The 25,202-nt window shown below is 65.8% G+C and carries 22 protein-coding genes; 8 read left to right on the top strand and 14 right to left on the bottom strand.

The features are described 5' to 3' along the window. Positions 1-75: 75 nt before the first annotated feature. The 10 genes from ACUJB0_RS08055 to flhD form a co-directional block, all read right to left on the bottom strand. Entirely contained in the window at positions 76-1,794 is a 1,719-nt protein-coding gene (locus ACUJB0_RS08055; protein ID WP_444844767.1) for a methyl-accepting chemotaxis protein, read from the bottom strand. Between the two features lie 123 nt (positions 1,795-1,917). Beyond that, positions 1,918-2,406, bottom strand: coding sequence for a chemotaxis protein CheW (locus tag ACUJB0_RS08050; protein ID WP_161087063.1), 489 nt, complete (start codon positions 2,404-2,406; stop codon positions 1,918-1,920). 19 nt (positions 2,407-2,425) lie between these two features. Continuing rightward, positions 2,426-4,624, bottom strand: a complete 2,199-nt coding sequence (gene cheA / locus ACUJB0_RS08045; RefSeq protein WP_444844766.1) for a chemotaxis protein CheA — start codon at positions 4,622-4,624, stop codon at positions 2,426-2,428. Positions 4,625-4,669: 45 nt separating this feature from the next. Beyond that, positions 4,670-5,035: a response regulator gene (locus tag ACUJB0_RS08040; protein ID WP_117013625.1), complete on the bottom strand. Its 366-nt coding sequence runs from the start codon at positions 5,033-5,035 to the stop codon at positions 4,670-4,672. 66 nt (positions 5,036-5,101) lie between these two features. Next, complete coding sequence (locus ACUJB0_RS08035; RefSeq protein ID WP_117013624.1) at positions 5,102-5,650, bottom strand: chemotaxis protein; 549 nt, start codon at positions 5,648-5,650, stop codon at positions 5,102-5,104. 19 nt (positions 5,651-5,669) lie between these two features. Continuing rightward, positions 5,670-6,620 (bottom strand): flagellar motor protein MotB, encoded by a 951-nt coding sequence (motB, locus tag ACUJB0_RS08030; protein ID WP_444844765.1) that lies wholly within the window; start codon positions 6,618-6,620, stop codon positions 5,670-5,672. Positions 6,621-6,665: 45 nt separating this feature from the next. Next, positions 6,666-7,526, bottom strand: a complete 861-nt coding sequence (motA, locus tag ACUJB0_RS08025; RefSeq protein WP_161087066.1) for a flagellar motor stator protein MotA — start codon at positions 7,524-7,526, stop codon at positions 6,666-6,668. A 131-nt stretch (positions 7,527-7,657) separates the two neighbouring features. Beyond that, positions 7,658-8,455, bottom strand: coding sequence for a class I SAM-dependent methyltransferase (locus ACUJB0_RS08020; protein WP_444844764.1), 798 nt, complete (start codon positions 8,453-8,455; stop codon positions 7,658-7,660). Beyond that, the gene (gene flhC, locus ACUJB0_RS08015) at positions 8,452-8,997 is read right to left on the bottom strand and encodes a flagellar transcriptional regulator FlhC (RefSeq protein WP_161092992.1); all 546 of its coding nucleotides are present in this window, start codon (positions 8,995-8,997) and stop codon (positions 8,452-8,454) included. Before flhC ends, ACUJB0_RS08020 begins: the two co-directional genes overlap by 4 nt. Before the next feature lie 21 nt (positions 8,998-9,018). After that, the gene (flhD, locus tag ACUJB0_RS08010) at positions 9,019-9,336 is read right to left on the bottom strand and encodes a flagellar transcriptional regulator FlhD (RefSeq protein ID WP_008450090.1); all 318 of its coding nucleotides are present in this window, start codon (positions 9,334-9,336) and stop codon (positions 9,019-9,021) included. A gap of 584 nt (positions 9,337-9,920) precedes the next feature. On the opposite strand from flhD, the gene kynU reads away from it, so the two are divergent. The 4 genes from kynU to ACUJB0_RS07990 all read left to right on the top strand — a co-directional run bounded on the left by kynU (position 9,921) and on the right by ACUJB0_RS07990 (position 13,596). Continuing rightward, a complete protein-coding gene (gene kynU / locus ACUJB0_RS08005) occupies positions 9,921-11,171 on the top strand; it encodes a kynureninase (protein ID WP_444844763.1) in 1,251 nt (416 codons plus the stop codon). Positions 11,172-11,187: 16 nt separating this feature from the next. Further along, positions 11,188-12,063, top strand: coding sequence for a tryptophan 2,3-dioxygenase (gene kynA / locus ACUJB0_RS08000; RefSeq protein WP_444844762.1), 876 nt, complete (start codon positions 11,188-11,190; stop codon positions 12,061-12,063). Between the two features lie 328 nt (positions 12,064-12,391). Beyond that, on the top strand, positions 12,392-12,937 hold the full coding sequence (locus tag ACUJB0_RS07995) for an RBBP9/YdeN family alpha/beta hydrolase (protein WP_444844761.1): 546 nt from the start codon (positions 12,392-12,394) through the stop codon (positions 12,935-12,937). A gap of 59 nt (positions 12,938-12,996) precedes the next feature. After that, entirely contained in the window at positions 12,997-13,596 is a 600-nt protein-coding gene (locus ACUJB0_RS07990) for a CHRD domain-containing protein (RefSeq protein ID WP_444844760.1), read from the top strand. On the opposite strand, the gene ACUJB0_RS07985 is transcribed toward ACUJB0_RS07990, so the two are convergent. The 3 genes from ACUJB0_RS07985 to ACUJB0_RS07975 form a co-directional block, all read right to left on the bottom strand. Further along, complete coding sequence (locus ACUJB0_RS07985) at positions 13,597-15,597, bottom strand: CocE/NonD family hydrolase (protein WP_444844759.1); 2,001 nt, start codon at positions 15,595-15,597, stop codon at positions 13,597-13,599. It abuts the gene before it with no gap. 58 nt (positions 15,598-15,655) lie between these two features. After that, entirely contained in the window at positions 15,656-17,575 is a 1,920-nt protein-coding gene (htpG, locus tag ACUJB0_RS07980; RefSeq protein ID WP_444844758.1) for a molecular chaperone HtpG, read from the bottom strand. 116 nt (positions 17,576-17,691) lie between these two features. Next, positions 17,692-19,485 (bottom strand): aminotransferase-like domain-containing protein, encoded by a 1,794-nt coding sequence (locus ACUJB0_RS07975; RefSeq protein ID WP_444844757.1) that lies wholly within the window; start codon positions 19,483-19,485, stop codon positions 17,692-17,694. 106 nt (positions 19,486-19,591) lie between these two features. On the opposite strand from ACUJB0_RS07975, the gene ACUJB0_RS07970 reads away from it, so the two are divergent. The 4 genes from ACUJB0_RS07970 to ACUJB0_RS07955 all read left to right on the top strand — a co-directional run bounded on the left by ACUJB0_RS07970 (position 19,592) and on the right by ACUJB0_RS07955 (position 24,025). After that, on the top strand, positions 19,592-20,563 hold the full coding sequence (locus tag ACUJB0_RS07970) for a DMT family transporter (RefSeq protein WP_444844756.1): 972 nt from the start codon (positions 19,592-19,594) through the stop codon (positions 20,561-20,563). An 87-nt stretch (positions 20,564-20,650) separates the two neighbouring features. After that, positions 20,651-21,112: a RidA family protein gene (locus ACUJB0_RS07965; RefSeq protein ID WP_117013612.1), complete on the top strand. Its 462-nt coding sequence runs from the start codon at positions 20,651-20,653 to the stop codon at positions 21,110-21,112. Between the two features lie 99 nt (positions 21,113-21,211). Beyond that, complete coding sequence (locus tag ACUJB0_RS07960; protein WP_161082109.1) at positions 21,212-22,405, top strand: aminotransferase-like domain-containing protein; 1,194 nt, start codon at positions 21,212-21,214, stop codon at positions 22,403-22,405. Between the two features lie 255 nt (positions 22,406-22,660). Continuing rightward, positions 22,661-24,025, top strand: a complete 1,365-nt coding sequence (locus ACUJB0_RS07955; RefSeq protein WP_444844755.1) for a diguanylate cyclase domain-containing protein — start codon at positions 22,661-22,663, stop codon at positions 24,023-24,025. On the opposite strand, the gene ACUJB0_RS07950 is transcribed toward ACUJB0_RS07955, so the two are convergent. Next, positions 24,003-25,166, bottom strand: a complete 1,164-nt coding sequence (locus ACUJB0_RS07950) for an MFS transporter (RefSeq protein ID WP_444844754.1) — start codon at positions 25,164-25,166, stop codon at positions 24,003-24,005. The genes ACUJB0_RS07955 and ACUJB0_RS07950 overlap by 23 nt on opposite strands. Positions 25,167-25,202: the final 36 nt, after the last annotated feature.

The following is a 25,202-nucleotide window of genomic DNA, read 5'->3' as shown; positions in this document are numbered from 1 at the left end:
TCTTATCTATCACTACTAACAATGCCCACGCCACCGCCGTTCCCGCGCGGGCGGGAACGGCGTGGTACAGCTTGATTAAAACTCTTCCCACTCGTCGCCGGCGGCCGGCGCGGCGGGAGCCAGCTTCTTCGGCGCGGCCGGCTTGGCGGCCACGGCCGGACGCGGCGCGGCGGCCGTGGCCGGGCGGGAGGTCACGGCCGGCGTTGGACGCGGGGCCGGCATGGCCGGGGCCGGACGGCGCACCTGGTCGTTCGACAGCTTGAAGATGCTGACCGCCTGGGCCAGCATCTCGGCCTGTTCCTGCATGCTCTCGGCCGCCGCGGCGGCCTCCTCCACCAGCGCGGCGTTCTGCTGGGTCATCTCGTCCATCTGGGTGATGGCCTGGTTGACTTCCTCGATGCCGTTGCTCTGTTCCTGGGTGGCGGCGGTGATCTCGCCCATGATGTCGGCCACCTGGCGGATCGAGGTGACGATCAGGCCCATGGTCTGGCCGGCCTCGTCGACCAGCTTGCTGCCGGCGTCGACCTTGTCGACCGAGTCGCCGATCAGTTCCTTGATTTCCTTGGCGGCGCCGGCCGAGCGCTGCGCCAGGTTGCGCACCTCGGAGGCCACCACCGCGAAGCCGCGGCCCTGCTCGCCCGCCCGGGCCGCCTCGACCGCCGCGTTCAGCGCCAGGATGTTGGTCTGGAAGGCGATGCCGTCGATCACGCCGATGATGTCGACGATCTTGCTGGAGCTGGCCTTGATCGAGCCCATGGTCTCGACCACCTGCGCCACCACGGTGCCGCCCTTCTCCGCCACCGACGAGGCGGTCACGGCCAGCTGGTTGGCCTGGCGCGCGTTGTCGGCGTTCTGCTTGACGGTGGAGGTCAGTTCCTCCATCGACGAGGCGGTTTCCTCCAGCGAGCTGGCCTGCGACTCGGTGCGGGCCGACAGGTCGGCGTTGCCCGAGGCGATTTCCTGCGAGGCGGTCGAGATCAGGTCGGTGCCGCTGCGCACGTCGCCGACCGTCTTGGCCAGGCTGTCGTTCATGTCCTTGAGCGCCTGCAGCAGCTCGCTGGTCTCGTCCTTGCCTTCGACGTGCACCTGCGAGGTCAGCTCGCCGGCCGCCACCTTCTGCGCCACCTCGACCGCGCCCGACAGCGGCACCGTGATCGAGCGGGTGATCACCACCGCGCAGGCCACGCCGATCGCCACCGCGACCGCGCCCAGCAGGAACAGCATCATCATCAGGCTGCGGTCGGCCGTGACCGAGCTGTCCATCACGTCGCGCGCGGCGGCCTGCTGCATGTCGACCAGCTTGTTGATCAGCGCCAGCGTCTGCTGGTTGAGCGGATCGATGCGGCCGGAGATGACCTTGGCCGCGCCCTCGCTGTTGAACGCCAGCACCTGGCCGATGGCTTCCTTGAAGGCCTTGTCGACGTCGGCGTCCAGCGCGGCGATGTCGGCCAGCGCCTTCTTCTCGTTGTCGTTCAGGCCGAGCGCCTTCAGGTCGGCCTGGGCTTTTTCATAGCGGGCGCGCTGGTCCTTGACCTTCTGCTCTTCCTTCTGCATCAGGCTGACGTCCGACTGCAGGCCGATGTTGCGCATCGCGATGCCGGTTTCCAGCATCGCGCTTTTCATGGCGCCGGCCTGCAGGTTCTTCTGGGTCGACAGCTCCAGGCCGCGCGTGAGCTTGCCCTTGTTGCTGTAGTTGAGGTAATTGGTCATCAGGACCATCACCACCAGGATCGCCAGGATGGCGCCGAAACCAAGGCGCAGCCGTGAGCCGATTTTGAAGTCGCGTAAATTCATGTTGTTTTCTCCCCTATGCTGTCTGTGCTTGTCCGCCGGGTACTGCTCGCGGACCCCGTTATTGTGTAGGTGACAGGCGCGCACTCTGTTGGGCGCTGCCGTGGCTGCTTGCCGGGGCGTGGGTTAGGCCGCCAGCTGTTCCATCAGACCCATCTCGGCGCTCGACATCAGTTTGTCGATGTTCACCAGGATCAGCATACGCTCATCAATGGTGCCCAGTCCAATCATGTAGTCGGAACTGAAGGCGGTGCCCATTTCCGGCGCCGGCTTGACCTGCTCGGGCGTGAGCGTGGTCACGTCCGACACCGAGTCCACCACCATGCCGACGATGCGGCCGTTGATGTTGAGGATGATGACCACGGTGAACTGGTCGTACACCGGCTCGCCCAGCTTGAACTTGATGCGCATGTCGACCACCGGGATGATGATGCCGCGCAGGTTGATCACGCCCTTGATGAACTCGGGCGCGTTGGCGATGCGGGTGACGGTCTCGTAGCCACGGATCTCCTGCACCTTGAGGATGTCGATGCCGTATTCCTCCGAGCCGAGCGTGAAGGCCAGGTATTCGTGGCCGGCGATTTCGTTGGCCCCGCTGGTTAGTACGTCTGCCATGATGGTTTCCTTGGTGGGGTTAGCTAAATATCTGTTCGTCAGCGAGCTGACGGGACGAGCGGATCAGGGCGGCCACGTCGAGGATCAGCGACACGCCGCCATCGCCCAGGATGGTGGCGCCGGAGATGCCGGCCACCTTGCGGTAGTTCGATTCGAGGTTCTTGACCACCACCTGCTGCTGGCCGACCAGGTCGTCGATGAACAGGCCGGCCTTGCGGCCGTCGGTCTCGATGATGACCACGATGCCCTGGCAGGGGTCGGTGAAGCGCGGCGTGATGCCGAACATCTGGTACAGCGGCACCAGCGGCAGGTATTCGCCGCGCACCTTGACCACCCGGCCCTTGCCGGAGATTTCCTTGACGTCCTCCGGCGCCGGCTGCAGCGATTCGATCACAAAGCCCAGCGGCAGGATGTAGACCTCCTCGCCGACCCGGATCGACATGCCGTCCAGGATCGCCAGCGTCAGCGGCAGCGAGATCGAGATGGTGGTGCCGAAGCCCTTGGCCGAGCGGATGTCGACCACCCCGCCCATCGCGGTGATGTTGCGCTTGACGACATCCATGCCGACGCCGCGGCCCGACACGTCGGTCACCTGCTCGGCGGTGGAGAAGCCGGGCGCGAAGATCAGTTGCCACACCTCGGCGTCGCTCATGTTCTCGGACAGCGGCAGGCCGCTCTGCTGGGCCTTGGCCAGGATCTTCTCCCGGTTCAGGCCGCCGCCATCGTCCGACACCTCGATGATGATGTTGCCGCCCTGGTGGGAGGCCGACAGGAACAAGCGCCCGGCGTCGCTCTTGCCGCCGGCGCGGCGCACCTCGGGCATCTCGATGCCGTGGTCGATCGAGTTGCGCACCAGGTGGGTCAGCGGGTCGACGATGCGCTCGATCAGGCCCTTGTCCAGCTCGGTCGCGGCGCCGTTGGTGATGAAGTCGACCTTCTTGCCCAGCTTGGCCGCCAGGTCGCGCACCATGCGCGGGAAGCGCGAGAACACGAAGTCCATCGGCATCATGCGGATCGACATCACCGCTTCCTGCAGGTCGCGGGTGTTGCGGGTCAGCTGGCTGACGCTGTTCAATAAGCGCTCGTGCACCATCGGGTCCAGCGTGTCGACGCGCTGCTCGATCATCGCCTGCGTGATGACCAGCTCGCCCACCAGGTTGATCAGCTGGTCGACCTTCTCGATCGACACGCGGATCGACGACGACTCGGCGCCGGGGCCGGCGGCGGCCTTCTCTTCCTTCTTGGCGGCCTTCTTTTCCTCCTCGGCCGCGGCGTGCTGCTGCGCGGCCGGCGCCTCGATCACGATGCCGGCCGCCGCGCGGATCTGCTCGACGGGCTGGAAGAAGCCGTAGCCTTGCGCGTCCTCGCTGCCGGCCTGGGCGTCGGCGCGGATCTGGTCGAGCGGCTGGAAGAAGCCATAGCCCTCGCCGCCGCCGGCCTGCGCCGGATGCAGCTCGGTCTCGTCAAAGAAGCCGTAGCCCAGGTCCTGCTCGACCTTCGCGCGCTCGGCGTTCTCCAGCTTGGCCTGCCGGGCGTCCAGCGCCGGCAACTCGGTCACCACCATGTCGTCCGGGTTCAGCACGAAGGAGCAGATGGCGATGATGTCGTCCAGGCTCTCGTGGGTGGTGACCACCATGGCGTTGCGGTCCTTGTCCAGCGGGGTGATCGACACATGGCCCATCAGGCCCAGCTCGGCACCCAGCGCGGTGACCTCGCGGTGCACCATGGCCGGCAGCTCGAGCCGGTAGCGGCGGCCACCGCTGTGGTCCACCACCTTGGCCTCGGCCGCGTGGAACGACGGCGCCACCGGCGACAGCGCGGTCAGCGGCACGTCCTGCGCCAGCGACTGCAGCATCATGCGCACGTCGCCCACCGCGTCCTGGTCGACCGTGCCGCCGTGGCGGTGGCCGTCCAGCTGCATCTTGAGGATGTCCTTGGCCGCCAGGAAGGCGTCCACGTGCTCCGAGGTCAGCGCCATCTCGCCCTTGCGCACGCGGTCGAGCAAGGTTTCCAGGATGTGGGTCACCTCGGTCATGTCGGTCACGCCGAACGTGGAGGCGCCGCCCTTGACGGAATGGGCGGTGCGGAAGATCGCGTTGAGGTCCTCGGGGTCGGGACGGTCGACGTCGACGGCCAGCAGCAGGCGCTCCATTTCAGCCAGCAGCTCCTCGGCCTCATCGAAAAAGACCTGGAAGAACTGGCTTATATCGATGGTCATGGGGATACTCCGTAAGTTTCGCTCAGCATCATTGCACGCGCCTTATCAGCCGATGACCTTCTTCACCACCTCGATGAGCCGCTGGGGATCGAAGGGCTTGACCAGCCAGCCGTTGGCGCCGGCGGCGCGGCCCTTGGCTTTCATCTCGTCGGACGATTCGGTGGTCAGCATCAGGATCGGGGTCTTCTGGTAGGCCGGCAGCTCGCGCAGCAGCTTGATCAGCTGCAAGCCGTCCATGCGCGGCATGTTCTGGTCGGTCAGCACCAGGTCCACGCCCTGCAGCTTGGCCTTTTCCAGGCCGTCCTGACCGTCCACCGCCTCCACCACCAGGTAGCCGGCCGCCTTCAGGCTGAAGGCGACCATCTGGCGCAGGGAACTGGAATCATCAACTGCAAGTATTGTCTTGGCCATCTTTGCTCTCACTCATTAAATGCGGGACGTGGGCGTCCGGGTAGTTCAATCGGTAGGTCGCGGCGTTCAGAACAGTTCGATGTCGCCGCTCTCCAGGTGTTGTTGACTGACGGCCTTGCGCAGCACACTGCGCAACTCCAGGCTCTGGATCGCCAGCGCCATGCTGACCTTGCCCAGCAGCGCGACGATCTCGTCGTTGTCGCTCTCGGGCAGCATTTCGGCGCCGTGCGCGCCCAGCGTGCCGAGGAACTCGCGCAGGCCGGTCACGCGCTTGAGCGTGCGGTCCAGCAGCTGGCTGGTCATGTCCTGGAACTGCAGGCTGGTGATGGCGGCGTTGACATAGCCGCCCACCTGGCCCTGCAGCGCTTCAAGCTGGGCCCGTTGTTCGGGCGTGGCGGTGCCGCCGTCCAGCAGCAGCCGGATCGTGGCCTGCTCGGCTTCGACCGCCTGGTGGATGGCCATGAAGTTGAAGGACAGCTTTTCAATGGCCTCCTCCAGCAGCAGGCCGGTCTGGATCAGGTCGGTCTCGACTTCGGTCAGATGCTTGCGCCCATGGTCGGACACGCCCGACAGCAGGCGCTTGACATGGGAGCCCAGGATTTTTTTTCTCGTCATAACAGTCTCGTCACCTGCTTTATTTGCGCACCGGCGGGCCGGACGGCGCGGGCGCCGCGCCAGCCGCCGGCGCCTGGCCTTCTTCGGCGTCCACCTCCAGCTGGCGGGCGCCGTCGCGCATCACGTTTTCCTCGGTGCGCTTGTTCATTACGATGATGCTGATGCGGCGGTTGATCGGGTTGAACGGATCGGCCTTGTCCAGGTGGGCGGCCGAGGCCAGCCCCACCACCCGCAGCACCTTGTTGTCGGCCATGCCGCCGGCGATCAGCTCGCGCCGCGAGGCGTTGGCGCGGTCGGCCGACAGTTCCCAGTTGCTGTAGCCGGCGTCGCTCAGGTACGGCGTCGAGTCGGTGTGGCCGGACAGGCCGATCTTGTTGGGCACGTCGTTCAGCACGAAGCCGATCGCGTGCAGGATCTCGCGCGTGTACGGTTGCAGCTCGGCCTTGGCCAGCGCGAACATCGGCCGGTTCTGCTCGTCGACGATCTGGATCCGCAGGCCCTCGCTGGTGATGTCGAGCAGCAGCTGGTCCTTGTATTTCTTGAGCAGCGGGTTGGCCTCGATCTGCGCCTCGATCTTTTGCTTGAGCGCCTTGAGGCGCTGGTTTTCCTCGGCCTCCAGCGCGGCCTTGGCCGCGGTCAGATTAAACGTCTTCTTGATCTGCGGGTCGTCGCTGGCCTTGACCTGGCCGTCGCGCCGGGTCAGGTCCTTGCCGCCGCCCGGGATCACCGACGAGCTGTCGCCGCTGCCCGAGCCGCCCTGCATGGCCACCTTGAGCGGCGTCTTGAAGTATTCCGAGATGCCGTTCAAGTCGCCCTTGGTGGTCGAGCCGAGCAGCCACATCAGGAGGAAGAAGGCCATCATCGCCGTCACGAAGTCGGCGTACGCGATCTTCCAGGCGCCGCCATGGTGGCCGCCGCCGCCCTTCTTGATGCGCTTGACGATAATCGGCCGCAAGCCCTCTTCAGCCATGATGCTTCCTTATGGTTGCCACGGCGCCGCCTGTCACGCGCGCGCTCACTTGGACTTCGATTTCTTAATATGATCCTCCAGCTCGGCGAAGCTGGGGCGCTCGGTCGAGTACAGGACCTTGCGGCCGAACTCCACCGCCAGCGCCGGCGCGTAGCCGTTCAGGCTGGCCAGCAGCGTGACCTTCACGCACTGGTACATCTTGGTCGATTCGTCCAGCTTTTGTTCCAGCAGGCTGGCCAGCGGACCGACAAAGCCGTAGGCCAGCAAAATGCCGAGGAAGGTGCCGACCAGCGCGTGCGCGATCAGGATGCCCAGCTCGGCCGGCGGCAGGCCCACCGATTCCATCGTATGCACCACGCCCATCACCGCGGCCACGATGCCGAACGCCGGCATGCCGTCGCCCAGCTTGGCGATCGCGTGCGCCGGCACGGCGTGCTCGTGGTGGTGGGTCTCGATCTCGTTGTCCATCAGGTTCTCGATCTGGAACGCATCCATATTACCGGACACCATCAGGCGCAGGTAGTCGGTCATGAACTCGACGATGTGGTGGTCCTCCAGCACGCTCGGATACTTGCTGAACAGCGGGCTCTGCTCGGGGCTGTCGATGTCGCCCTCGATCGACATCAGGCCTTCCTTGCGCACCTTGGACAACACGTCGAACAGCAGCGACATCAGCTCCATGTACAGGTCCTTGGTGTAGCGCGAGCCCTTGAACAGGGTCGGGATCGCGGCCAGGGTGGCCTTGAGCGCCTTGCCGTTGTTCCCGACCAGGAAGGCGCCGAGCGCGCCGCCGCCGATCATCACCAGCTCGAGCGGCTGCAGCAGCGCGGCCAGATGCCCGCCGTTCATGGCGAAGCCGCCGAACACGCCGACGCAGACCACCACATATCCAATTATGACTAACAAGTGCCCAGACTCCCCGGTATGAAAACGGGCGGTATCATACCTAACAATCGCCCGATTTCAATAAATTTACATGTAGAACTACAATAGCGTGACTAGGGGGGAGCGGGCAAGAGAATAACGCCAAATGATGCTTAAAAGTACCATATGTAGAGGGCATCCTCGCTTGCTGTGGCGTGGATGGTGCGGTCCGGCGCCCGGGCGTCGATAGCAAATTCGTAGCTGGCCAGCATGGCGCCGGGCCGCATTTCGGCCGCCGCCTTGCGCCACAGGCCGGGCATGGCGGCCGGCGACAGGTAGGCGAACACCAGCCGGTAGCGGCCGAAGTCCAGTTTTTCGTAATCGCCCAGCGTGAAGCGGGCGCGGCTGCCGGTGACGGCGGCGCGCAGTCGACTATACAACCAGGGCAGCGGCGCCAGCTCGATGCCGTGGCATTCGGCGTCCGGGCGCTGGCGCGCCAGGTACAGCACCAGTCCGCCCAGGCCGCTGCCGATGTCGATCACCCGCAGCGGCGCGCCGTCGGCCGCCGGCGGCGGCAGAATTTGACGTACCGCATCCCACACCGCCGGGTGCGACGGGTAGTACGGCACCTGAGTGCGGAAGGTCGACCAGTACAGGCCGAGCAAAATCAGGAAGGCGACCAGGAACAGCCACGGCGGCAGTTGCAGCGCCAGCGCGGCCAGCAGCGCGGCCGGAAACAGCAGCTGGATCGGGCGCCACCACGCGGCCAGGCCCAGCTTCCAGGTCAGGCCGGCCGCCAGCAGGCCCTGCACGGCGGCCACGCTCCAGTAATCGACCGGTAAACGGCAACTGGCCATCACATAAATGATGGCCAGCGTCAGCGGCGCGGCGCCGCATTGGATCAACAGCGCCCGCACGGCGGGCGCGCGGGCGATGCGCAGCAGGTAGGGATCGGGGCCGGGCCGGCTCACGCGGCCAGGACGTCGGCGTCGCGGGCCTTCTTGGTCTTGCCGGCGCGCGAGGGCATGTGGCACAGGCCGCAGACATAGCTGCCGTTCAGGTCCATGCAGTTGACCACGAACTTGCCCTGGCATTTGCCGCACGGCGCCAGTTCCAGCATCTTGCCGCTGAAGAAGCGCACCAGCGTCCAGGCGCGGGTCAGCGACAGCAGCGGCTCCTCGCCCGCTTCCGGCGGCATTTGTTCCAGGTACAGCTTGTACGCTTTCATGACCGCCTCGATGCCGGTGGCGCCGGCGTGCTCGGTCAGGAATTTGTGGATGTTGATGAACAGCGAGGAGTGGATGTTCGGCTGCCAGGTCAGGAACCAGTCGGTGGAGAACGGCAGCATGCCCTTTGGCGGCGACACGCCCTTGAGCTCCTTGTACAGCTTGAGCAGGCGCTCGCGCGACAGCGACACTTCCGACTCCAGCAGCTGCAGGCGCGCGCCAAGCTGGATCAGTTCGATGGCCAGCTGGATTTCCTGGGCTTCCGTCACTACGCTTTTCTTGGACATGATCCGGCTCCGGCTGGGTGATCAGGCGATTTCTTCGACGGCTTGGCCGGCCATCAGGATGGCGGCGTGCGACTGGGCCAGCACGCGGTCCTTATTATAGTTGGTCAGCATCGACAGGATGGCGCTGTCGTCGAAGCGGAAGCGGGCCAGCATCATGTTGCCGCCTGCCAGTTTCAGGATCTGCGCGTTGCTCATGCCTTCGATCAGGTCGGCGATCTCGGCGGCGATGCCGAGGCGGAAGATCGCGGTAACTTTGTCGGCGCGGATCATCTGCTGGGCCAACATCAGGTAGCTCAGGTTAGCGTCGCGAATTTCAGCCATCATATCGTTAGCGGTCATTTTCCATCTCCTAGTATCTGCACTGCGGAACACAATTGCGTTTCCAGTGAGATACATTCTGCGGGAGCAACAAAAATACGAGTAGAGGATGTCCTCCGTATTTTTCGTCGGGAAATAGCGAACGCGATCCGTCGGTGTTTGTCTGACAAACACTCGCGAATCACTCATCAGCGCCCTTGCGGCGCCGGTTTGGTAAGGTCCAAGATCTTCAAAAAAGCCCTGTCATGAAGCGAAAATAAAACGATTCAGCGACTCTTTTTTGCTACATCTAACCCGGTTACGGCAGCTTCTTCAGGAACTTTAGGGTTCCATCGAAAATATTTTGAACTATTTTCGACTCGCTTCCTGCAACCTGATGGCGCTTTTCCGCTCATCATGAATCTGGTAACGGCAGCGTTTCGGGGAACTTTAGGGTTTTTTTGAAAAAAATCGAAAATAATTTAAAAAAGTCGCAAAGCCAGCATCCATGCGGGTTTGCGGGCGGGTGGCGGTTCCCGCGCGGGGCCCGCCGGCGATTTTTCGGGTTACACTGGCAACTTATTGAAGCCTAAAGCATCTCCCCACCCTTGCAAGAAAGTTACATAATGACAACTCGCAATGACTGCCTGGGCCGCGACGCGCAAGATCCGCTCGCCGCGCTGCGCGACCAGTTCGACCTGCCCGACCGTGTGATTTATCTGGATGGCAACTCTTTAGGCGCCCGCCCCAAGGCCGCGCTGGCCCGCGCCCAGCACGTGATCGCCCGGGAATGGGGCCATGACCTGATCCGCAGCTGGAACAGCGCCGGCTGGTTCGACCTGCCCAAGCGCCTGGGCAACCGCCTGGCCCCGCTGATCGGCGGCATGGACGGCGAAGTGGTCATCACCGACACCACCTCGGTCAACCTGTTCAAGGCACTGGCCGCCGCGCTGCACATGCAGGCCACCGACCCGGCCCGGTCCGGGCGCCGCGTGATCGTCACCGAGCGCTCCAACTTCCCCACCGACATCTACATGGCCCAGGGCCTGAGCGGCTGGCTGGAGCGCGGCTACAGCGTCAAGCTGGTCGACTCGGTCGAGGAACTGCCGGCCGCCATCGACGCCGACACCGCCGTCGTCATGCTCACCCACCTCAACTACCGCACCGGCTACCAGCACGACATGCGCGCCACCAGCGCCCTCGCCCACGCGGCCGGCGCGCTGATCGTCTGGGACCTGGCACACTCGGCCGGCGCGGTGCCGATCGACCTGAACACCGACGGCGCCGACCTGGCCGTGGGCTGCACCTATAAATACCTGAACGGCGGCCCGGGCGCGCCGGCCTTCATCTGGGTGCCGCGCAAGCACCAAAAGCGCTTCCGCCAGCCGCTGTCGGGCTGGTGGGGCCACGCCGCCCCGTTCGCCATGGCACCCGACTTCGCGCCCACCGACGGCATCGGGCGCGCTCTGTGCGGCACGCAGCCGGTGGTGTCGCTGGCGATGGTCGAGTGCGGCCTGGATGTGTTCGGCCAGACCAGCATGGCCGCCATCCGCGCCAAGTCGCTGGCCCTGACCGATTTGTTCATCGAACTGGTCGAGCAGCGTTGCGCCGATCATCCGCTGGGCTTGGTCACGCCGCGCGAGCACGCGCGGCGCGGCAGCCAGGTCAGCTTCACCCATCCGCACGGCTACGCGGTGATGTCGGCGCTGATCGCGCGCGGCGTCATCGGCGACTACCGCGAGCCGGCCATCATGCGCTTCGGCTTCACGCCGCTGTACACCAGCTATGCCGACGTCTGGGACGCGGTGGACATCCTGCGCGACATCCTCGACCGCAAAGACTATAACGTCGACGCCAAGCGCGACGCCGTGACCTGAAAACGAGATAAATAATATGAGCGATTCCAAAACCAGCACCAGCGCCTGCCCGATGCACGCCGCCGCCGGCAGCGCCGAATGGCATGGCGCGCAGATGGACTTCAGCAATTCGATGAGCTACGGCGACTACCTGGGCCTGGACCAGATCCTCAACGCCCAGCACCCGCTGTCGCCCAACCACAACGAGATGCTGTTCATTGTCCAGCACCAGACCAGCGAACTGTGGATGAAGCTGATGCTGCACGAGATGCACGCGGTGCGCAGCCACCTGCAATCGGACGACCTGGCCCCGGCCTTCAAGATGCTGGCCCGCGTGGCCCGCATCATGGACCAGCTGGTGCACGCCTGGGACGTGCTGGCCACGATGACGCCGCCCGAGTACACGGCCATCCGCCCCTACCTGGGCGCGTCGTCGGGCTTCCAGTCCTACCAGTACCGCGAGATCGAGTTCATCCTCGGTAACAAGAACGCCGCGCTGCTCAACGTCCACACCACCGCGCCCGCCGCGTTCGCCGTGCTGGACAAGGCGCTGCGCGAGCCGTCGGTCTACGACGAAGCGATCAAGCTGCTGGCCCGCAACGGCCTGCCGGTCTCCGCCGAGCGCCTGAACGCCGACTGGACCCAGCCGACCGTCGCCGACGAGTCCGTCAAGAACGCGTGGCTGGAAGTCTACCGCGACCCAAGCCGCCACTGGGCGCTGTACGAGCTGGCCGAAAAGCTGGTCGACCTGGAAACCGCGTTCCGTTTCTGGCGCTTCCGCCACGTCACCACGGTCGAGCGCATCATCGGCTTCAAGACCGGCACCGGCGGCACGGCCGGCGTCAGCTACCTGCGCAAGATGCTGGACGTGGTGCTGTTCCCCGAACTGTTCGCCCTGCGTACCGCCCTCTGAGATTGCCGCGAGAATACACACCGGGGGTGGGTCTGCACGCTCCTTCGGAAAAACGCTACTGAAACCGCCTTCTAAAACCCTCTGAAATCATCCGGATCGTGCTGTAAATTCCGCCGCCCCCCCGCCAGCGCGATTCCGCGGATTTCAGAAGGTTTCAGAGAGCCGAATCAGTACCGTTTTTCCGAAGGTCCGCGAAAAGGCACCCCATCCCCCTGCTCCGGCTTGATTCCCGGCATTTGTCCCCGCTTGCGCAAAACGCCCGCGCCGGCACATATTGCGCACCTTGGCGCAGTAAGATAAGCACCATCTTACCCAGCAAGGAAACCGCATGGACTACGAAGTACTGACCCTGGCCGGCCTGTGGAACTCCGGCCCCGCCCACTGGCAAACGCAATGGGAAGCCAGGCACCCCGGCTGGGTCCGCGTACCACACCGCGACTGGGACACCCCCGACCGCGACGAATGGGTGGCCGAACTGGACGCCGCCATCGCCCGCTGCCAACGCCCGCCGGTACTGGCCGCGCACAGCCTGAGCTGCTCGCTGGTCGGCCGCTGGGCCGCCTCCGGCTCGACGCTGAAGATCGCCGGCGCCTTTCTGGTCGCCCCCAGCGACACCGACGCCCCCGGCTATCCCGACTGCACCACCGGCTTCCAGCCCATGCTGCTGGCGCGCCTGCCCTTCCCCAGCATCGTGATCGCCAGCAGCGACGACCCGTACGTCAGCCCGCAGCGCGCGCGCCAGTTCGCGCAAGCCTGGGGCAGCGAGTACGTCGAGATCGGCAACGCCGGCCACATCAACGGCGACGCCGGCTACGGCCCCTGGCCCGAAGGCGAACGCCTGCTGCGCGATTTCTGCGAAAAGGTGCACCGCTGAGGGAACTCCCGCGCCGGCCGGCCCTCTAACTAAGCATCACGCACAAGGAGGGAAGAAAAATGAACCAGCATCTCCGCCATTGCGCAGCCGCCGCCGGCCTGCTGCTCATGACCGCGACGGCCAGCGCCGCCACCTACACCGCCATCCTCACCGGCCCGAAGGAATCGCCGTCCAACACCTCGCCGGGCATTGGCGCGGCGGTGGTCGCGTTCGACGCCGCCACCCACGTCCTGCAGGTGGACGTGGCCTTCAGCGGCCTGCTCGGCCCCAGCACCGCCTCGCACATCCACTGCTGCACCGCCATGGCGGACGCCGGCACCGCCGGCATCGCCACGGAAACGCCCACCTTCGGCGGCTTCCCCATGGGCGTGATGAACGGCGCCTACACCAACACCTACAACACCTCGCTGGCCAGCAGCTGGAACCCGGCCTTCATCAGCAGCCACGGCGGCACCACGGCCGGCGCGGAACAGGCCTTCGGCGCCGGCCTGGCCGGCGGCGAAGCCTACCTCAACATCCACAGCGACAAATATCCCGGCGGAGAAATCCGCGGCTTCCTGGTGGCCGCACCGGTGCCAGAGCCCGCCATGCTTGGCATGCTGGGCCTGGGCGTGCCGGTCGTGCTGCTGATGGCGCGGCGCCGCCGCAAGCAGGCCTGACTAGCGCGCCGCGCCGACCAGCGGCAGCTCGATATAGCTGTCGTGGTAGACGCGCTGGGTCGCCTTCTTGTAGTCGCCCGGCTGGGCGTAGAAGATGTTCGGCACAAAGGTCTGCGGGTTGCGGTCGTACAACGGGAACCAGCTGGACTGCACCTGCACCATGATGCGGTGCCCCGGCAGGAACACGTGGTTGGCGGTCGGCATGGCGAAGGTGTAAGGCAAGGCCGTGTTGGCGGTGATCGGCTTGGCCGTCTCCAGGCTCTCGCGGTAGCGCCCCCGGAAGATATCGGCGGACACCATCAGCTGGTAGCCGCCCATCTCCGGCTGCGCCGCCACCTGGTCCGGGTAGACGTCGATCAGCTTGACGACCCAGTCCGCGTCGCTGCCACTGGTCGCGGCCAGCAGATGCGCCACCGGCTCGCCGCTGATCTTCACCGGCGCCGTCAGCACGTCCGTCGTATAGCTCAGCACATCGGTGCGGCCGGACGCCTCGCGCTGGTCGTCCACCAGCCAGCGCGGCCAGGTCTGGCCCTTGGCCTCGTCGTAGCCATACGGCGCGATCGGCCGCGCGCGGTACGGCACCGGCTTGGCCGGATCGGACACATACTCGTCGAACGCCCCCCGCTGTGCCGGCGCCAAGGCCGGCCGCGACGCCTCGCTGGTCAACCGCAGCTTGCCGCCGGCCGCCAACCTCAACGTGCCCGGCGCGATCGCGCAGCCGCTGACGCAGCCGCTCGGCCAGCTGTTCAGCGAGCGCCACTTGTTGCTGCCCGTCTCGAACGCCGTCACCGGCGCGATCGGGGTGGCCGCCCCTGCCGGCGCATCATCCTTCAGGTAGCGGTCCAGGAAAGGCCGCAAGATCTCCTGCCGGAAGTGCAGCGCCGTATCGCTGTTGAAGCGCAGCGGACCCAGATGGCTGCCATCGCCGATGCCACCGCCATGGTTCCACGGCCCCATCACCAGATACACCTTGTTGTCCTGGTCATGCGGCTTGATCGCCTTGTACACCGCGATCGCGCCATAAATATCCTCGGCATCCCACAGGCTGTGCACCAGCATGGTCGGCACCGTCACCGGCTGCTGCGCCAGGATCTTGTCCATCGCCTGCCCGCTCCAGAACGCGTCATAGCTCGGATGCGCGACAATCTTGCGCCAGAAGCCGCTCTGCTCCACGCCCCGCTGGCGCGCCAGCTCGCCCACCGAACCGGCGCGGATGAAGGTGTCGTAATCGTCGTAGTGCGAGGTGTACCACTTGGCCTCGTTGCGCCGCGTGACCACCTGCTCCAGCACATACGACAAATTCACCTGCCGGAACGCGCCGTTGTGGAACCAGTCGTCGCCGCGCCAGCCGTCCACCATCGGGTTCATCGGCACCGCCACCTTCAGCGCCGGATGCGGATGGACCAGCGCCATCAGCGGCAGGAAGCCGTCATACGAAATGCCGATGATGCCGACCTTGCCATTGGTCTCGGGGATGTTCTTGATCAGCCAGTCGATGGTGTCCCAGGTATCGGTCGAATGATCGACCGGCGTCGGGTTGAGCGCGCTGCCGCTCAGCGGCCGGTTCATCACATAATCGCCCTCTGAGCCATACTTGCCGCGCACATCCTGCACCACGCGGATATAACCGCCCTCGGCGATGACATCGGCCGCGTTGTCATAGCCCTGCAGCATGGACTCCATCTGCGAGCTCTCGTTATGGCTGGTCAGCTCGACCGCGTTGTAGGGCGTGCGCGTCAGCAGGATGGGCGCATGGCTGGCCTTGCGCGGCACGATGATCACGGTATTGAGCTTGACGCCGTCCCGCATCGGTATCATCACGCTGCGCTTGACGTAGTCCAGGCCGTCCAACGGCGCCTTGAACTCGTCCGGCGTCTCGCTCGGCAATGCAGGATAAAGGGGAACCGCCGCCACGCCCGGCGTCGAGGCCGGCAGCTGGGCCAGGACGGCCGGAGCGGAAACAACAAGGGCGCCAGTCAGCGCCCAGAGGATCTTGTTCATGTACATCCCAAGAGTGTGCCAATGAAACCCTAAAATAGCACAACTCCCGGGACAGGTCTTACTTGCTTGCCCCGTTCAGCAGCATCTCGTTCAGACGCTTGACGAAGGTGGCCGGATCGCTCAGCGAACCGCCCTCGGCCAGCAGCGCCTGGTCGAACAGGATGTTGGCCCAGTCGCCGAACGCCGTGCCCGATTCCTCGTACTTCAGGCGCGTCACCAGCGGATGGTTAGGGTTGATCTCCAGGATGGGCTTGGATTCCGGCGCGCTCTGGCCCGCCGCCTTCAGCATGCGCAGCAGGTTGCCCGACAGCTCATGCTCGTCCGCCACCAGGCAGGCCGGCGAATCGGTCAGGCGGAACGTCACGCGCACGTCCTTGGCCTTGTCCGACAAGGCTTCCTTCATCTTGCCGACCAAATCCTTGTACGAAGTCTCGGTCTCCTCGTGCTCCTTCTTCTCGGCCTCGTCCTCCAGCGCGCCCAGATCCAGGCCGCCCTTGGCCACCGACACCAGCTCCTTGCCTTCGAACTCGGTCAGGAAGGACAGCATCCACTCGTCCACGCGGTCGGTCAGCAGCAGCACTTCCACGCCCTTCTTGCGGAAGATCTCCAGGTGCGGCGAGTTCTTCGCGGCGACGTAGTTATCGGCCGTGACGTAGTAGATCTTGTCCTGGCCTTCCTTCAGGCGCGCCACGTACTGCTCCAGCGAGACGCTTTGCTCGTCGCTGTCGTTGGCGGTCGAGGCGAAGCGCAGCAGCTTGGCCAGGCGGTCCTTGTTGGCCGCGTCCTCGCCGATGCCCTCCTTCAGCACCTGGCCGAACTCCTTCCAGAAGGTGACGTACTTGTCCTTCTTCTCCTGCTCATCGGCGTTCGCCAGCTCCTCCAGCATGCCGATCACGCGCTTGGTCGAGCCGTCGCGGATCACCTTCACATCGCGCGATTCCTGCAGGATCTCGCGCGACACGTTCAGCGGCAGGTCGGCCGAATCGATCACACCCTTCACCATGCGCAGGTAGGCCGGCATCAGCTGCTCGGCATCGTCCATGATGAACACGCGCTTGACATACAGCTTGATGCCGCCGCGCTTGTTGCGGTCCCACAGGTCGAACGGCGCCTTGGCAGGGATGTACAGCAGCTGCGTGTACTCGCTGCGGCCTTCCACGCGGTTGTGCGTGTGCGTCAGCGGCGCCTGGAAGTCGTGCGACACGTGCTTGTAGAATTCGTCGTACTGCTCCGGCGTGATGTCGGCCTTGTTGCGGGCCCACAGCGCGCTGGCCTGGTTGATGGTTTCCAGTTCGTCCTTGACGACGGTTTCCTTCTTCTCCTCGTCCCACTCCTCCTTCGCCATCACGATCGGCAGCGAGATATGGTCCGAGTACTTGCGGATGATGGACTTGATCTTCCACGACGACAGCAGCTCGTCCTCGCCCTCGCGCAGGTGCAGGATGATGTCGGTGCCGCGGCCGGTCTTCTCGACCTGCTCGACCGAGTAATCGCCCTCGCCGGCCGATTCCCAGCGCACGCCTTCGGAGGCTGGCGCGCCGGCGCGGCGGGTTTCAACGGTGATCTTGTCGGCCACGATGAAGCCCGAATAGAAGCCCACGCCGAACTGGCCGATCAGGGCCGCGTCCTGCTGCTGGTCGCCCGACAGCTTGCCGAAGAATTCCTTGGTGCCCGATTTGGCGATGGTGCCCAGGTGCGAGATCGCCTCGTCGCGGCTCATGCCGATGCCGTTGTCGGAGATCGTGATGGTGCGCGCGGCCTTGTCGAACGATACCTTGATCTTCAGCTCATGGTCGTTGCCATACAGGGCGTCGTTGTTGATCGCCTCGAAGCGCAGCTTGTCGGCCGCGTCGGACGCGTTCGAAATCAGCTCGCGCAGGAAAATCTCTTTATTCGAGTACAGCGAGTGGATCATCAGCTGCAGCAGCTGTTTTACTTCGGCCTGAAATCCCAGGGTTTGCTTATCGGTGTCTGCCATTTTGAAAGCCTCAATAGTCTTGTGGTGGATGATACAAAAAACGCAAAAGTTCCAGGAAAGTGGGGATTATAAGAGCGATTTCAAGAGCGGCCCCTCATTGGCCCCTCATTTGCCCCTCACTTGCCCAATTCCCGCTCCAGAAAGCGCCACACCGCCGGCTCCTGCATGGCCGCCACGTTGAGCCGCATGCGGGTCGACGGCAGCTGCTTGGGCGAGAACAGGCTGCCCGGCGCCAGCAGCATGTTGTGCGCCATCGCCTTCTCGGTCAGCACATTGGTGTCGCAACCCGCATCGACCCACACGAACATGCCGGCCGGCGCCACCACGTCCACCTTCAGCCCCACCCGCTCCATCTGGCGGATGGTCTTGGCGCGGATGCCGTCGAGCCGCGCGCGCACCCGGTCGATATGCTTGCGGAACGAGCCCTCAGACAGCACCTTGTACACCACCCGCTCGCCGATATCGCTGGTGGTCAGCATGGTCAGCATCTTGCGGTCGGCCAGGCGCTCGGCGCGCTCCGGCGAGGTCGCGATGAAGCCCACCCGCAGGTTGGCCGCCATCGTCTTCGAGAAGCCGCCCAGGTAAATCACCCTTTGCAGCTGGTCCAGCGCCGCCAGCCGCGTGGCCGGCTGCACCGCGACGCCAGGATGCAGGTCGCAATAGATATCGTCTTCGACGATGATGAAGTCATGCTCCTCCGCCAGCCGCAGCACCTGGAAGGCCTTGGCCGCCGACAGCGAGGTCGAACTGGGGTTGTGCAGCACCGAGTTGATGATGTACAGCTTGGGCTTGTGCAGCGCCGCCAGTTCGGCCAGCTGGGCGATGTCCGGGCCGTCGGCCAGGCGCGGAATGCCCACCACCTTGGCGCCCAGCGCCGCGAAGGAGCCGAACATCAGGAACCAGGCCGGATCGTCGACAAAGATCGTGTCGCCCGGCCGCGTGAACTCGCGCGCCACCAGGTCCAGCGCCTGCGTCACGCCGGCCGTGGTGACGATCTGCTCGGGCGCGGCGGCGATTTCCAGCTCGGCCAACTTCAGCTGCAGCTGCTGGCGCAGCGGCAGGAAGCCCTGCGGCACGCCGTAGCCGATCAGCAGGTTGGCGTTTTGCCGGCTGACCGCGCGCAGCGCGTTGCCGATGGCGACGCCGTCCAGCCAGTCCGGCGGCAGCACGCCGGTGCCCGGCATCTGCCCGTGCGGCATCTGGCGGAACATATTCCGCACCAGCCAGACCACGTCGATCGGCTTGACGCCGGGGTGGTCGCGTTCCGCCTCGCCGGTCCGGCGCCGCCCGCCGGGCCGGCGCTGCGCCAGGTTCAGCTCCATCGCCGCCGGCTCGCGCACGAAAAAGCCGGCGCCCCGGCGCGACTCCAGATAGCCGGAGGCCACCAGCTTGTCGTAGCTGGCCACCACCGTGAACGCCGACACCCCATGCGCCGCCGCGAACGCGCGGATCGACGGCATGCGCGCGCCGCCGCGCAGCAGGCGGTCGTCGATGCGCGCCGCCACCGAGCGCACGATCTGGTCGATCAGCGTCTCGCCCGACTCGCGCGACAGCAGTCCGAGCACCATCCCCGGCTGCGCCGCCCGCGCCGCGCCCCTGCCGCCAGTACCGCCCTCACCGCTCTTGCCTCCCTTGGTCGCCGCCGTCGCCGCCGCCGCGCGCGCCGCAGACGCCGCCCCCGACGACGCGGTCGCCACCGTCGCCACGGCCGGTCCCGGCGCGGCCGCCGCGACGGCCCGGCTACTAGCCGCCTTGGCCGTCAAGTGTGCGTCAGCCGCCGCCACCGTCCGGCCGGAGGCCGCCTTGGCCGCCGAACGCGCCTCGGCCGCCGCCAGCGCCTCGGCCACCGCCTCCGCCGCGGCCGACGCGGCGGCGCCCAAAAGTGAAGTGCGCGTGCGTGTATTGGTCATTTTACCGTCACAGTATGAGAAATTATGTGCACAAGTGTACTGGCACTGTACTGGTTTTGTCACGTAGCATACAACCATACCAACCATAACCGCCACTGGAGACCGCATGACCCACAGCGCCCCGCCGCCCGCCGCCGTCCCCATCGCCACCAGCACTGGCCTGAGCGATGAAACCACCGGCATGCTGCTTGGCCTGATCGCGGTCGCCATCTTCAGCCTGACGCTCCCCTTCACCCGCCTGGCCGTGGGCGGCGGCGATGCCGGCGCCGGCCTCTCGCCCACCTTCGTCGCCCTCGGCCGCGCGCTGGTGGCCGCCGTGCTGGCCGCCGGCTGGCTGGCCTGGAAGCGCGCCCCGCTGCCGCCGCGCTCCGCCCTGGCGCCGCTGGCCATGGTGGCGGTGGGCTGCATCATCGGCTTCCCCTGGCTGACCTCCATCGCCATGCGCAGCCTGCCCGCCGCCCACGGCGCCGTGCTGGTCGGCATCCTGCCACTGGCCACCGCCGTCTTCGGTGCCCTGCTGGCCGGCGAAAAGCCGTCGGCCGGCTTCTGGATCATGGCCAGTGTGGGCTCGGCTCTGGTGATCGGCTTTGCGCTGGGCCAGAGCGGCGGCAGCCTGCAGCCGGCCGACCTGGCCATCTTCCTGGCCGTGCTGCTGGCCGCCATGGGCTACGCCGCCGGCGGCCGCCTGTCGCAGACGCTGGGCGGACAGCAAACCATCTGCTGGGCGCTGCTGCTCTCGGCGCCGGCGCTGCTGCCGCTGGTGGGCTGGCTGTGCTGGCAGGACGGCCCGCAGTTGGCCGTCGCCAGCCCCGCCGCCTGGACCGGCTTCGCCTACGTCTCCGTGTTCTCGATGTTCATCGGATTCTTCTTCTGGTACCGCGGCATGGCGCTGGGCGGCGTGGCGCGGGTCGGCCAGGTGCAGCTGGTCCAGCCCTTCCTGTCGCTGCTCGGCGCGGCCCTGGTTTTGGGCGAAACGCTGGCCTGGCCCACTGTCGTTTTTGCAATCGCCGTCATCGCCGTGGTGGGTGCCGGCCGCAAAATGCAGGTAAAACGGGGCGAAAACCGTAGACTATCTTGATTTCGCCGCGATTGCGGGCAGCCCCTGCCGCTGACGTACAATATCGGTCTTGAACCTGCTTTTCCCACTTACTCTTTGGATAACCACATGTCTGTCTACGAAAAACTGAAAGCGCTCGATATCACCCTCGCCGCACCCGCCACCCCGGCGGCGGCCTACGTCATGTACGCCCAAACCGGCAACCTGGTGTTCCTGTCGGGTCATATCGCCAAGCGCGCCGACGGCAGCGTGTGGGTCGGCCAACTGGGCAAGAACATCGACACCGCCGAAGGCAAGGCCGCCGCGCGCGCCATCGCGGTCGACCTGATGGGCACCCTGCAGGCGGCCGTCGGCGGCGACCTGACCCGCGTCAAGCGCATCGTCAAGGTCATGAGCCTGGTGAACTCCACCCCTGAATTTACCGAACAGCACCTGGTCACCAACGGCGCCTCCGAGCTGCTGGGCGAAGTCTTCGGCGAAGCCGGCAAGCACGCCCGCTCGGCCTTTGGTGTCGCACAAATCCCGCTTGGCGCCTGCGTCGAAATCGAACTGATCGCGGAAGTCGCGTAAGCGGGCGGCTTCTTACCCGAAGCCGTTCCTTTTATAAGAGCACGCCACAAGCGAGCTTGATGAACAACCGGCAGTGCCGGTTCACCTAGTGAGACATGTATGAAAATCGAAAACCCCAATCCGATCCAGTGGCGCTTCTCCGAACGCGCCGACCAGCTGCAATCGTCCTTCATCCGCGAGATCCTCAAGATCACCCAGCAGCCGGAGATCATCTCCTTCGCCGGCGGCCTGCCGTCGCCGCTGACCTTCCCGGTCGACGAGATGAAAGCCGCCTTCGACAAGGTGCTGAGCGAGAACGGCAAGGTCGCCCTGCAATACGGCCCGACCGACGGCTACCTGCCGCTGCGCCAGTGGATCGCCGATTCGCTGTCCACCAACGGCGCCAAGATCGTGCCGGAACAGGTGCTGATGACCTCCGGCTCCCAGCAAGCGCTGGACCTGCTGGGCAAGGTGCTGATCGACGAAGGCAGCCGCGTGCTGGTCGAGACCCCGTCCTACCTGGGCGCGCTGCAGGCGTTCTCGGTCTACCGTCCTGAATTCAAATCCGTCGCCACCGACGAACATGGCCTGGTGCCGTCGTCGCTGGACGCCGTCGCCCAGGGCGCGCGCCTGCTGTACGCGCTGCCGAACTTCCAGAACCCGACCGGCCGCACCCTGTCCGTCGAGCGCCGCCTGGAGCTGGTGGAAACCTGCGCCCGCCTCGGCCTGCCGCTGATCGAGGACGATCCGTACGGCGCCTTGAGCTACAAGGGCGACCCGCTGCCGAAGATGGTGGCGATGAACCCGGAAGGCGTGATCTACATGGGCTCCTTCTCCAAGGTGCTGACCCCCGGCATCCGCCTGGGCTACGTGGTCGCCCCGCTGCCGCTGGTGCGCCGCCTGGAGCTGGCCAAGCAGGCCGCCGACCTGCACACCTCGCAGCTGACCCAGATGGTCGTGCACGAAGTGATCAAGGACGGCTTCCTGGGCCGCCACATCCCGAAAATCCGCGCCCTGTACGGCGACCAGTGCCAGGTCATGCTGGACGCGATGGCCCAGCACTTCCCGGCCGGCGTCGAGTGGACCAAGCCGGAAGGCGGCATGTTCATCTGGGTCACGCTGCCTAAGCACATCGACGCCATGAAGCTGCTGGACGAAGCCATCGCCCAGAAGGTCGCCTTCGTGCCAGGTTCGCCGTTCTACGCCAACGAGCCGGAAACCAACACGCTGCGCCTGTCCTTCGTCACCGTGGCGCCGGACCGCATCCGCACCGGCATCGAGATCCTCGGCAAGCTGATCGCCGCCAAGATCTGATCAGTCCCGCCAATTGTGGGCGGCCCCGCGCCGCCCACAAATACAACAAAGCCGCCGCGACTTTATCACCAAAAGTCACGCCCGCCGGCCAAAGCCATAACATCCCATCAACATTAAGTAAGCCATTAGCATGCTGGCGTGGCATCGCCGCAAATTCCGAAGACTTCCTCAAAAAACTGCCCATGATTTTTCACATGGCGGCGGGCCGACGCGTTATGATTTGAACGAATAGTCACTTTCCTGTCAGGCCAGCCCTTGTTCAACCCAGTCCCCAATCCTCTTCTAGCCACGCGGCGCGACGCCGCGATACTCATAGTGGACGACGCGCCGGAGAACCTGAGCGCGCTGCGCAAACTGATGGTCCAACAAGGCTACCAGACCTTTGTCGCCACCTCCGGCGAACGGGCGCTGAAGATCGCCCGCCGCGTCCATCCGGACCTGATCCTGCTCGACGTGGTCATGCCCGGCATGGACGGTTTCGAGACCTGCCGCCAGCTCAAGAGCCACGCGGCCACCCAGCGCATCCCAGTCATCTTCATGAGCGCGCGCACCGAGACCGAGGACGTGGTGGCCGGCTTCGACATCGGCGCGGTGGACTACATCAGCAAGCCGCTGCGGATGGCCGAGGTGAGCGCCCGCGTGCGCACGCAACTCAACATCCGCAGCCGCAGCGAGACCCAGGAAGAACAGGCCGAGCGCCTGCGCACCATCGTCAACAACATGGCCGAGGGCCTGCTGATCATCGAAGCGGACGGCCGCATCCAGTTCACCAACCCGGCCTGCGACAAATACCTCGGCTACCAGGAAAACGAACTGGCCGGCAGCTCCATCGCCGACCTGCTCAACCCCCTGGTGGCGCAGGAATACCTGGACTACTTCGACCGCTACGCCGCCGCGCCGGAGACGGCGCACAGCCACGGCACGCGCGAGGTGATCATCCGCCACCGCAACGGCAGCTCGGTGTGCATGGACCTGACCCTGACGCCGATGTACCTGCGCCAGCCGCTGTTCATCGGCCTGCTGCACGACATCACCCACCACAAGCAATCGGAGGACGCGCTGCAGCGCGCCGCCATGGTCGACCCGCTGACCAAGATCGCCAACCGCCGCCACTTCGACACCTTCCTCGAAAAGGAATGGCAGCGCGCCATGCGCAGCGGCCTGCCCCTGTCGCTGGTGGTGCTAGACGTCGACCACTTCAAGCTGTACAACGACACCCTGGGCCACCCGGCCGGCGACGCCTGCCTGCAGCAGGTGGCGCAGGCCATCGCCTCGCACGCGCTGCGCCCGACCGACCTGGCGGCGCGCTACGGCGGCGAGGAATTCGTGCTGCTGTTCGCCGAAACCGACGGCGACTCGGCCCACCTGCTGGCCGAATCGATCCGCGCCCACGTCGAATCGCTGCGGATCCCGCACCCGCGCTCGACCACCTCGGCGTGGCTGACGGTGAGCATTGGCGTGGCCACCATCCGGCCGCACCAGCTGGACAACATCGAATCGTTGTTCGTCGCCGCCGACCGCGCCATGTACGTGGCCAAGGAAGGCGGCCGCAATCAGGTGCAAGCCACCACCACCGGCAGCGCCGCGATGGAGGCCGTCAAGGCGCTGGTGATGCGCTGATCCGGCCATGGCCGCGCAGGGCCTTGAGCCCGAGCGGCACGCTGGCCGCCAGCGCCAGCAGCGAAAACAGGATCACGCCCCAGCCGCCCAGGTCCTGGAACAGCGCCCCGGCGCCGACCGTCCCCAGCGCCACCGCCGCGAAAGTCACCACCACCGATTGCGACAGCAGCGAGCCATCGCGGTCGCGCGCCGAGATAAAACTGTTCAGTATCGCCATGATGGTATAGAAGGCCGCGTTCAACACCAGCTGCGCGACGAAGAACGCCGCCACGCCGCGCGCCATGAAGAAGCCGGCCACCGACGCCGACATCACCGCCAGCGCCGCCATTACCGTCAACCCGCGCCGCGCCGCCAGCGCCGGTATGGCCGGCACCACCGCGCCGAAGAACCCCAACAGCGACGACAGCGACAGCAGCATGCCGATGGACGGCAGCGACAGTCCGATGCGCTCCCCCTGCAGCGCCGACACCGCCCACACGCCCGCCTGCACGCTGTACACGCCGACGAACACGCCCCACGCCAGCCACACCTCCCCCCGTCCGCGCCGATGGCCGGCATGGACCACCGGCTGCGGCGCAGGCATCAGCACCGGCACCCGCACCGCCGCCAGCCCCAGCACCGCCGCCAGCAGCGCCAGGCCGTACCAGATGCCGCTGCCCGCCGCCACACCCGGCAGCAGGGTCAGTAAAGTGAACACCCCCGCCACCGCCAGCCCGGAAAGCAGCAGCACCACGCCCCACAAGCGCTCCGCATCGCGATGGCAGGCCAGGCAGATGCCGACCATGACGATCATCTGCGCCTCGCAGAAGCCGGCCCCGAAGCGCGCCATGGCGAACGCCGGCGCCGACACTGTCAATGCCGACAGCACTTGGCTCCACACCAGCAGCACCAGCGCGCCGGCGGTGAGCTGCGACGGCCAGCGCCTGGCCAGCGCAGGCAGCGCGATGCAGCCGGCCAGCATGCCCACCACCTCCGCCCCGGCCAGCATGGTGGCCGCGCCCTCGTCCAGCCGCAGGCGCGCCATCGCGTTCGTCACCAGCAGCGGCATCATGGTGGTGCCGCCGATGCCCAGCGCCCAGCAGCAGGCCAGCACGAAGGTGGGTCGGACTTGGCGCGCGGGCTGCGCTGGGGTGATGATCATCGTTCCTCCGAAGTGAGCGGCGAGATTGCACGCTGG

It is taken from the genome of Duganella caerulea (genome assembly GCF_040362985.1).
GTDB lineage: Bacteria > Pseudomonadota > Gammaproteobacteria > Burkholderiales > Burkholderiaceae_D > Rugamonas > Rugamonas vulcania.
The sequence above is the reverse complement of the archived record's forward strand: the minus strand, read 5'-3'. Positions and strand labels throughout refer to the sequence as shown.